The sequence below is a fragment of the Pseudomonas sp. yb_5 genome, from assembly GCF_043103865.1.
GTDB classification, from domain to species: domain Bacteria; phylum Pseudomonadota; class Gammaproteobacteria; order Pseudomonadales; family Pseudomonadaceae; genus Aquipseudomonas; species Aquipseudomonas putida_Y.
The window spans coordinates 88,605-95,876 of record NZ_JBICKE010000102.1 but is presented as its reverse complement, the minus strand read 5'-3'; the positions used below and the strand labels follow the sequence as shown (position 1 = coordinate 95,876).

Below are 7,272 nucleotides of genomic sequence, written 5' to 3'. Positions count from 1 at the left end.
GCGATGACTGCGCCTGCCTCTGGATTGGCCAAGAGCATTTGCTGGAATAGCGAGTATTCGCCGTCATCCAGGTGGGCTTTTCGGTTGCGCTCAAAGGGTGACAGTTCAACGAACAATGCTTTCATTTGTGTGCGCTATTTGCGTATATTTAACGATGAGTCTCTTCTTGTCAAGAAAGGGGCTTTTTGGCCAGATACAACAAATGCGGCAGCCTGGCTGGGCTGCCGCTAAGACGCTCTTCTGAGAGGGCTCGCCGCGACGGGGAGATCTAGTGCCTGGGGCGATCAGGCGATTTCCTTCTGTGATGTGTGATCCGGCAGCAACGCTTGGCTTTCCGCCGGACTCACCCGTCCGATAAACCGGGCCAATTGCCCGGCCGGCTCGCCTTCGCGTCGTACCAAGTAGGTGGTCAGCATGGTGGCGCAGCCGTCTAGCGGCCTGGCCACGACGTCCGGATTATTCAGTTCGTTGATGCGCGCCAGGCTGGAGAAACCCAGCCCGTAACCCGCGGCTACCAGCGCCATCATCAGATCAAGGGTGGGAACGCGGTCGGCAATGGTCAGTGGTGTATCCACGGTGCCCAGCACCCGCTGCAACTGTTGCCAAAAGCCTTCACAGACTTGCGGATCGCAAAGGACCAACGGGTAGCGCACCACCTCATCGAGCGGCACACGCCGGTAGCTGAGCAGTGGGTGGCGGGCAGGTACCGCCACAACCAGTGGATCGAACCAGACCGGCTCGGCCACCAGCCCATCGCCGACCTCGTCGGACTGGGCGAGCCCGATGTCGAACAGGTCATCGTTGAGGCCTCTGACCTGTTCGCTGAAGGTGACCTCCGACAGGCAGATCTCGATCTCCGGTTCTTCCTCGCGGCACTGGGCGAGCAGGGCGGCCAGGCGCGCCTGGGGGATGCCATCGGACAGCGCGACTCGGATGCGCCCGCGATAGCCGGCCGCTGCGCTCTTGACGCAGGCCTTGGCCTGGTCGACCACAGCGAGTACCCGGCGCGCTTCTTCCAAGAGCACCTTGCCGGCCCAGGTCAGCCGAGTGCGCCGTGTGGTGCGCTCGAACAGCTGCACGCCCAGGCGGTACTCCAGTTCCTTGATGATCCGCGACAGGGGCGACTGTTCGATATGCAGGCGCGCGGCAGCGCGGGCAAAGTGCAGTTCTTCTGCGACGGCGATGAAACAGCGAAGGTGGCGCAGTTCCACGGCCTTTCCTCCGTCAGTTGTAGGGTTCGGCTTGCACGTCGCCGTTCCAGGTCGGCTGGCGACGCAGGTTTACGATCTGCAGCAAGGCACCAAGCGCGGCGACACCACCGGCACTGGCGGCTAGGGTCCAGGTGGGCATCTGCAAAAGCAGCACGAAGCCGCCAGCCGCGGCGCCGATGGCGCTGCCCAGGTAGAGCGCCGACTCGTTCAGGGCGATGGCCAGGTTGCCGTCACCTTGAGCCTGGCGGGCCAGGATCAGCTCGTTATTCTGCGGTACCTGCAGTGCCCAGCCGACCGCGCCCCACAGGGCGATGGGCAGCATCACCAGCCAGGTGCTGAGGGCCGCTGCCAGAGGCAGCACGAACAGCGACACGGCGAGAATCAGCATGATGGCAAAGGTCAGCACCGGGCCCTTGATGCGATCCACCAGCGGGCCGATCAGGAAGCTGCCCAGCACGCCGCCGATACCCCAGACCCACAGGTAGGGCGTGACCGAACGCACCGCACCATAGGTCGGGTCGGCCAGCAGCGGGGCGATAAAGGTGTACATACCCAGGCTGGCAATGGCGGCCAGCAGCGACACCAGCAGGATGATCAGCACATGACCGTCGCCGAGGATCGCCAGCTTCTGGCCCAGCGTTGTGGCAGTGGCCGCCGGCAATGAAGGGAGCTTCAGCAGCAGGCCGAAGAAGGCCACGAGGCCAAGCAGGGTGACCAGCCACAGGGCGGCCTGCCAGCCCAGCTGTTCGGCGATCAGCAGGCTGAGCGGAACGCCGAGCACTACGCCGCTGGCCATGCCGCCCATGATGATGGCGATGGCCTTGCCGCGGCGTTCCGGCGTCGACACGGCGGCCGAGGCGCCGATGCCCATGGCCAAGTAGACGCCGGCGCCAATACCGGCGATGGCGCGCCAGACCATCAGCGCGGTAAAGCTCTCGGCCAGCGCGCTGGCGGCGTTGGCGATAACGAACAGGCCCAGGGCCAGCAACAAGCCGGCGCGCTGACGATGCGCCGGGGTCAGGGCGACGAAGATCGGCGAACCCAGGCCGTAGGCCAGGGTGAAGGCGGTGACCAGCTGGGCGGCCACCGCGACGGAGACCGCGAACGAGGCTTCGATCATCGGGATCAACCCGGCGGTGACATAGGAGGCCATGCCGAGGGCGAAGGCCCCCAGCGCTATGAGATAGATGGGGGATTGGTTGGGTGTGTGCATGCTCGGACTCGCTTGTGCTCCGTTGGAGCGCGTGGGTGGTACAGCGGAGGGATGCGGCCCCGCACCGGGGCCGCATCCGGTTGGGGGGACTAAAGCTCGAGGCTGACGTCGTACTCGCTCAGCCAGGTGTTGAGGCCGACCGCCAGCTCCATGCCCATGCGCTCGTACATGGGCGAGACACTGCCGAGCGGCTTGGCCAGGGTTTGCTGGATACGGCCGCTGTCAAGCAGGGGCGTCACCGGCGCGTTGCGGTTCGCCTGGATGGCTGCCAGGGCATCACGCAGCGCCTGCTCATAGGCCGGATCCTGGGTCGAGGGGTAGGGGCTCTTGACCCGCTCGCTGATTGACCCCGGGAGCAGGTCGCGAGTCGCCGCGCGCAGGATGCTTTTCTCCCGCCCGTCGAAGGCCTTCATCGCCCAAGGGATGTTGAAGGCGTACTCGACCAGGCGGTGATCGCAGAAGGGCACTCGCACCTCGAGGCCGACGGCCATGCTCATGCGGTCCTTGCGGTCGAGCAGGGTCTGCACGAAACGGGTCAGGTTGACGTAGCTCATTTGCCGCATGCGCTGGTCGACCGCGCTTTCGCCCGGCAGTACCGGCGCCTCGGCAATGGCCTGGGTGTAGCTGTCGCGCAGGAAGCTGTGCATGTCGAGCTGGGCCAGCAGTCCTGGTTCGAACAGGGTCTTACCGTCGAAGTACTTGCCGGTCACCGAAGTCAGCCAGGGGAAGGTGTCGGCCTGGATCGCCTCCGGGTCGTGGAACCAGCGGTAGCCGCCGAACACCTCGTCCGCGCTCTCGCCGGACAGCGCCACGGTCGAGTGCTTGCGCACCTCTTGGAACAGTCGGTAGAGCGATGGCCACATGTCGCCCCAGAAGGCCGGTGGCAGGTCGAGGGCGCGAACGATCTGCGCGCGCAACGCCGGATCGGCCAGCTCGCGGCTGTCGAGGACGATCTCTTGGTGGCTGGAGCGGATCATCTCCACCAGGTCGCGCACGAAGGGCGCATCCGGCGTCCCCCGCACGGCGTCGCCGGTGAAGCCGCTGCCGTGGTCGACGAAGTCGACGGAGAAGGAGCGGATGTTCTCCTTGCCGGCGGCCAGCAGCTTCTTCGAGGCCAGCGCGGTGATGATCGAGGAGTCGAGGCCGCCGGAGAGCAGGCTGCACAGCGGCACGTCGGCGACGATCTGGCGGTCGACGATGTCCTCCAGCAGGTCGCGGGTATGGCGGATGGTCTCGTCCTGCGAGTGGCTGTGCTCGCGCGCTTCGAGCTTCCAGTAGTGGCGGCGACCGAGGCCCTGGCGGTTGATGCGCACGATCTCGCCCGGCATCACTTCGCGCATGCCATCGAACACGGCATGGCCCGGCGTCTTCACCATCTCCAGGATTTCGCGCAGGCCGTCTGCACGCACCTTGCGCGGCACCAGCGGGTTAGCCAGTAGTGCCTTGGGCTCGGAGCCGAACACCACGCCGTCGGAGGTTGGGAAGTAATACAGCGGCTTGACGCCCATGCGGTCGCGGATCAGCAGGAGCTCTTGCGAACGCAGGTTCCAGATGGCGAAGGCATATATGCCATTGAGCCGCTCGACGAAACCCTCGCCCCATTCGACATAGGCGCGCAGCACCACTTCGGTGTCGCTGCGGGTCTCGAAGCGGTGGCCGAGCCGCTGCAGCTCGGTGCGCAGCTCGCGGAAGTTGTAGACCTCGCCGCTGTAGGTGATGGCGGCGACCTCGCGCGGGCCACCGTGCATCGCCGTCATCGGTTGGCGGCCGCCCTCCAGGTCGATGATCGACAGGCGCCGGTGGCCCAGGCCGACCGGGCCATCAATCCACAGCCCGCCGGCATCCGGCCCGCGCAGGGCCATGGTGTCGGTCATGCACTGCAGGGTGTCGCGTTGCGTTTCCAGATTCTGGCCGTAGGACAGCCATCCAGCGATTCCACACATAGTTGTTCTCCTTGTGATTGGGTTACCCGAGGCTTTCCAGGTCGCTGTCCTCGGCCAGCAGCACGCGCGTCTCGCCATGGACGTAGCGCGCCGGTGCTGGGGTTTGGGCATGGGTTTCCATGTCGTTGAGCAGGCGTTGCAGCGCCACGGCGGTATCGAGTCCGGCGAAGGACTGGCGGGGCGGCTCCTTGAGTGCTACGGCGCGCACAACCTGCCGGCACAGCCGCGATAGCTTGTGCAGGGTGTCCAGCCCTGGCTCGTCGGGAGCGGTGGCGAACTCGTGGAGCAGCTCCTCGGCGCCGTTGGCGGCGCGCGTCCAGATACGCAACTGGTCGTGATCCCAGCGCGGCGTATCGAATACCAGGCGCGCATGAATCAGCCGGGCATCGCGGTCGACGAAGCTGTAATCCACGGTGCGTTGGCGCACGATGTTGACGAAGCTGGCGTAACCGGTGACCCGTGCTTCGCCCAGGCTGGCGGTGAGTTGCACGGTGTCGAGTACCTCTGCGCCGGAGATCGAGAAGTCCGAGCGCACACCGAGCACACCATCGAGCTTGAGCTGGCCGGCGCGCGGGCAGATCCAGCCGACCAGATCCAGGGCATGGATCACCTCGCTGGTCACACCGCATGTCGGGCGGTAATCGTTGATACGGTCCTTGCCCCAGTGGAAGTTGGCACGTACCAGTTGCCAGTCGTGACGCTCGACCCAGTCGCGCAACTGCTGGGTTGCGTCCGAGTAACGCTCCACCAGATCCAGGGCAAAGCCGCCGACCTGCTCCAGTGCGCCGAGCAGCTCATCCATGTCGTCAGCAGGCGTGACCAGGGGTTTCTCGCAGAGCACGAAGCCCCGGTAGCCGGCGAGCTGCTTGAGCACAGGCGCATGGCTGTGGTCGTTGACGCTGACCACCACGATGTCCGGCTCAAATACCAGTAGCGCCCGCTCGACGCTGTCGAAGTAGGGCAGTTCGGTCGTCTTCTGCTGGCGCCCGACATAGGCCAGCGACAGCGGCAGGCCAGTGCTCGTGGCGATATGCTCGAAGGCGCGGCGGTAGCGGTTGCCGGCGTAGCCCAGGCCGATGATCAGGATCTTCATGCCGAGGCCTCCTGACGGATCAGCAGGCGCTCGTCGCTGACGGCGAAGCCGAGGGTCTGGTACAGCGTGCCGGCATCCGCGGTGCTCTGCAGCACCACGCAGTCGACGCCGCGGTTGGCGAACCAGCGCAGCAGGTGCTGCATCAGTTGCTTGGCGATGCCACGGCCCCGCCACTGCGGTTCCACCACCACCGACTGCACCCAGCCGGACAGGCCGTTAAGGCAGCCCGGTGCCGGCGCGCGTTGGTCGATGATGGCGGTTGCGCAGCCCAGCACCTGGCCGGATTCCCTGTGCTCGGCGGCGAGGATCTGCACGCAGTCGCTGTCGTTCAGGCGGCTATTCAGCCAGGTGCGGTAGGCCGCCCGCCAGCGCGCCGCGTCCTCCGGCGTCTTGCTCGAGTAGCTGGCATTGGTGCCGTCCAGCAGATACGCGCGCAGCTCCACCAAACTGGCCAGGTCGGCTTGGGTTGCCGGGCGCACGATCAGGAAGGACTGTTCCATCTCAGGCCACCTCCGCAGCAAACACCTCGGACGCAAGCGGGATGCTGAAGTGGTCGAAGGTCTCGCGCAGCGACAGCGCCAGGTGCTCGATCTGCGTATCGCTGTGGTTCGGCGTAGCGTTGACCCGGAAGCGCTCGGTTCCTACCGGCACGGATGGATAGTTGATCGGCTGCAGGTACACACCATGCTTATGCAGCAGGCGTTCGGCCGCTGCCTTGCAGCGCTTGGCTTCACCTACCCGCACCGGTAGCACGTGGGTCTGCGAGCAGGGCATCACCGGCACGTCATGGTGCTTGAGCCGCGCGCGCAGCTTGGAGGTCTGGGCATGCAGGCGATCGCGCTCGGTACTGCTGGCCTTGAGGTGCTCGACGCTGGCCAGGCAGCCTGCGGTGATTGCCGGCGGCAGTGAGGTGGTGAAGATAAAACCTGTGGCGAAGGAGCGCACCGCATCGACGATCACCCGGGTCGAGGCGATATAGCCGCCGATTACACCGATGGCCTTGGCCATGGTGCCCTGGATGATGTCGACCTGATCAGCTACACCCAGCTCGGTGGCGATACCGGCGCCACGTGGGCCGTACATGCCCACCGCATGCACCTCGTCGAGGTAGGTGAGGGCGTTGTAGCGCTTGGCGATCGCAACGATTTCGGCGATAGGGGCAATGTCCCCGTCCATCGAGTAGATCGACTCGAATACCACGATCTTCGGCTGGCCCAACGGGTAGCTGGCGAGGATCTGCTCGAGGTGCGCGACGTCGTTATGGCGAAAGATCTTGCGCTCGTTGGGCGTCGAACGAATGCCGTTGACGATGGAGGCGTGGTTCAGTTCGTCACTGATTACTACGCAATCGGGAATACGCCGCAGCAGACACTGGAGGGTGGCGTCGTTGGAGCCAAAGCCTGTGGGGAAAACCAGCGCCGCCTCCTTGTCGTGCCAGTCGGCCAGGCTTTCTTCCAGACTGGCATACACCTCGTGCGAACCGCCGATATTGCGCGAGCCGCCGGAGCCCGCTCCGTAGGTCTCCAACGCATCGTGCATCTGTTCGCGCACTGCAGGATGTTGCGACATCCCGAGGTAGTCATTGCTGCACCAGACCACCACCGGTTCTTGCTCGCGGCCATCCAGCTTGGCCAGCGGGTACTGGCCGCAGATACGGCTCAGGGTAGTGAAGGTGCGGTACTGGTTGGAGGACTTCAGTGTCTCCAGTTGTTCCCGAAGAAGTGCTTGGTACATCCGTTTATCTCCTTAGCGAGTTGATGACACGTCTCTGTGTGGTTCCTCATCAAGCGAGAGCCCTGGCACGGGTAATTG

Annotated in this window: 6 protein-coding genes; all 6 read right to left on the bottom strand. The window is 65.0% G+C overall.

Going from position 1 to position 7,272, the window contains the following annotated elements:
• Nucleotides 1–284 precede the first annotated feature (284 nt).
• The 6 genes from ACF8GF_RS18440 to hemA all read right to left on the bottom strand — a co-directional run bounded on the left by ACF8GF_RS18440 (nucleotide 285) and on the right by hemA (nucleotide 7,194).
• Complete coding sequence (locus ACF8GF_RS18440; protein WP_392519776.1) at nucleotides 285–1,211, bottom strand: LysR family transcriptional regulator; 927 nt, start codon at nucleotides 1,209–1,211, stop codon at nucleotides 285–287.
• 13 nt (nucleotides 1,212–1,224) lie between these two features.
• Nucleotides 1,225–2,424 carry an MFS transporter gene (locus ACF8GF_RS18435; protein ID WP_392519775.1) on the bottom strand — a complete coding sequence of 400 codons (1,200 nt, stop codon included), beginning with the start codon at nucleotides 2,422–2,424 and terminating at the stop codon, nucleotides 1,225–1,227.
• Nucleotides 2,425–2,513: 89 nt separating this feature from the next.
• Nucleotides 2,514–4,367, bottom strand: coding sequence for an asparagine synthase (glutamine-hydrolyzing) (gene asnB, locus ACF8GF_RS18430; protein ID WP_392519774.1), 1,854 nt, complete (start codon nucleotides 4,365–4,367; stop codon nucleotides 2,514–2,516).
• Between the two features lie 22 nt (nucleotides 4,368–4,389).
• Nucleotides 4,390–5,460: a Gfo/Idh/MocA family oxidoreductase gene (locus ACF8GF_RS18425; protein ID WP_392519773.1), complete on the bottom strand. Its 1,071-nt coding sequence runs from the start codon at nucleotides 5,458–5,460 to the stop codon at nucleotides 4,390–4,392.
• Nucleotides 5,457–5,960 (bottom strand): GNAT family N-acetyltransferase, encoded by a 504-nt coding sequence (locus tag ACF8GF_RS18420; RefSeq protein WP_392519772.1) that lies wholly within the window; start codon nucleotides 5,958–5,960, stop codon nucleotides 5,457–5,459. Before ACF8GF_RS18420 ends, ACF8GF_RS18425 begins: the two co-directional genes overlap by 4 nt.
• A 1-nt stretch (nucleotide 5,961) precedes the next feature.
• Nucleotides 5,962–7,194: a 5-aminolevulinate synthase gene (gene hemA, locus ACF8GF_RS18415; RefSeq protein ID WP_392519771.1), complete on the bottom strand. Its 1,233-nt coding sequence runs from the start codon at nucleotides 7,192–7,194 to the stop codon at nucleotides 5,962–5,964.
• Nucleotides 7,195–7,272 lie beyond the last annotated feature (78 nt).

What these genes read in the sequence shown, in the direction of transcription:
- ACF8GF_RS18435 (WP_392519775.1), bottom strand. Translation starts at nt 2,424, where the DNA reads ATGCACACACCCAACCAATCCCCCATCTATCTCATAGCGCTGGGGGCC.
- asnB (WP_392519774.1), bottom strand. Translation starts at nt 4,367, where the DNA reads ATGTGTGGAATCGCTGGATGGCTGTCCTACGGCCAGAATCTGGAAACG.
- ACF8GF_RS18425 (WP_392519773.1), bottom strand. Translation starts at nt 5,460, where the DNA reads ATGAAGATCCTGATCATCGGCCTGGGCTACGCCGGCAACCGCTACCGC.
- ACF8GF_RS18420 (WP_392519772.1), bottom strand. Translation starts at nt 5,960, where the DNA reads ATGGAACAGTCCTTCCTGATCGTGCGCCCGGCAACCCAAGCCGACCTG.
- hemA (WP_392519771.1), bottom strand. Translation starts at nt 7,194, where the DNA reads ATGTACCAAGCACTTCTTCGGGAACAACTGGAGACACTGAAGTCCTCC.